The sequence below is a fragment of the Pseudomonas sp. JV245A genome (genome assembly GCF_032424515.1).
In the GTDB taxonomy this organism is placed as follows: domain Bacteria; phylum Pseudomonadota; class Gammaproteobacteria; order Pseudomonadales; family Pseudomonadaceae; genus Aquipseudomonas; species Aquipseudomonas protegens.
Window position 1 is genome coordinate 1 of record NZ_VYKE01000335.1, and the last position, 2,098, is coordinate 2,098.

Genomic DNA, 2,098 nt, shown 5'->3' on the forward strand with positions numbered 1-2,098 from the left:
CGCCATCGCCCAGGGCCTGCTCGGCTACGGTTTGTCGGCCGACAAGCCGCTGGCGCTGCTCTCGGGCAATGACATCGAACACCTGCAACTGGCCCTGGGCGCGATGTACGCCGGGATTCCCTATTGTCCGGTGTCGCCGGCCTATTCGCTGCTGTCCCAGGACTTTGCCAAGCTGCGCCATGTCTGCGACCTGTTGCAGCCGGGGCTGGTGTTTGTCAGCGATGCTGGCGCTTACCAGCGGGCCATCGACGCGGTGCTGCCGCCCGAGACGCCGCTGATCTGCGTGCGCGGCCAGGTGCCGGGGCGGCGCCAGGCGAGCTTCGCCAGCCTGCTGGCCGAGCCCGGTGCTGCCGAGGCCGATGCGGCCTTTGCCGCCACCGGCCCGGACAGCATCGCCAAGTTTCTCTTCACCTCGGGCTCGACCAAGCTGCCCAAGGCGGTGATCACCACCCAGCGCATGCTCTGCGCCAACCAGCAGATGCTGTTGCAGACCTTCCCGGTGTTCGGTGAAGAGCCGCCGGTGCTGGTGGACTGGCTGCCCTGGAACCACACCTTCGGTGGCAGCCATAACGTCGGCATCGTGCTCTACAACGGCGGCAGTTTTTATCTGGACGATGGCAAGCCCACGGCCCAGGGCTTTGCCGAAACCTTGCGTAACCTCAAGGAGATTTCGCCCACCGCCTACCTGACCGTGCCCAAGGGCTGGGAGGAGCTGGTCAATGCCCTGGAGCAGGATGCCGAGCTGCGCGAGTGTTTTTTCAAGCGCATGAGCCTGTTCTTCTTCGCCGCCGCCGGGCTTTCGCAAAGTGTTTGGGACCGCCTGGACCGGGTCGCCGAGCAGCATTGCGGCGAACGTATCCGCATGATGGCCGGGCTCGGCATGACCGAGGCCGCGCCGTCTTGCACCTTCACCACCGGGCCGCTGTCGATGGCCGGTTACATCGGCCTGCCGGCGCCGGGTTGCGAGGTGCGCCTGGTGCCGGTGGACGGCAAGCTCGAAGGGCGTTTTCGCGGGCCGCACATCATGCCCGGCTACTGGCGCGCGGCGCAGCAGACCGCCGAGGTGTTCGATGCCCTGGGCTTCTACTGCTCGGGGGATGCGCTCAAGCTCGCCGACCCCCACGACCCGCAGCTGGGGCTGATGTTCGACGGGCGCATCGCCGAGGATTTCAAGTTGTCGTCCGGGGTGTTTGTCAGCGTTGGCCCGCTGCGCAATCGCGCGGTGCTCGAAGGCTCGCCCTATGTCCAGGACCTGGTGGTGGCCGCACCGGACCGCGAGTGCCTGGGCGCCCTGGTGTTCCCACGGCTGTATGAATGCCGGCGGCTGGCGGGGCTGGCCGCCGAGGCCAGCGACGCCCAGGTGCTGGCCAGCGCGCCGGTGCGCCAGTGGTTCGGCGACTGGTTGCAGCGCCTGAACCGCGAGGCCAGCGGCAATGCCAGCCGCCTGGAGTGGATCGCCCTGCAGGTAGAGCCGGCGTCCATCGACCGCGGGGAAATCACCGACAAGGGCTCGATCAACCAGCGCGCGGTGTTGCAGTGGCGCGCCGAACAGGTCGAGGACCTGTATCGCGGCCGCGAGCCGTCGATCCTGCGCGCCGAGCCCAAGCCATGAACGGCGCCGGGCAGTACAGCGGGTTTGCCGATGTGGCGATCCTTGAGGCGTTGCGCACGCCCTGGGTCGACCTTGGCGGGGACCTGGCCGAGATCTCGCCGATCGATCTGGGGATCAAGGTCGGGCGCGAGGTACTGCTGCGCGCCGGCATCGATGCCCGGGCGGTGGACAGCGTGCTGGCCGGTTCCATGGCCCAGGCCAGTTTCGACGCCTACCTGCTGCCTCGGCACATCGGCCTGTACAGCGGTGTCGGGCAAGCGGTGCCGGCCTTGGGGGTGCAGCGCATCTGCGCCACCGGTTTCGAGCTGCTGCGCCAGGCAGCCGAGCAGGTGCGGGGCGAGGTGCAACTGGCGTTGTGCGTGGCCAGTGAATCGATGTCGCGCAACCCGATTGCCGCCTACACCCATCGCGGCGGCTTCCGCCTGGGGGCGGCGGTGCAGTTCAAGGACTTTTTATGGGAGGCACTGTACGACCCGGCGCCGGGGC

At 68.1% G+C, this 2,098-nt stretch carries 1 protein-coding gene and 1 pseudogene; both read left to right on the forward strand.

Annotated elements, in window-relative coordinates; all coding sequences use genetic code 11:
- Positions 1–1,612: feruloyl-CoA synthase (locus F6S12_RS31320; RefSeq protein ID WP_315869815.1), on the forward strand; the 1,612-nt coding region annotated here is incomplete at its 5' end.
- Positions 1,609–2,098, forward strand: a pseudogene (locus F6S12_RS31325) (acetyl-CoA C-acyltransferase); the annotation flags it as partial. The gene F6S12_RS31320 and the pseudogene F6S12_RS31325, both read left to right, overlap by 4 nt.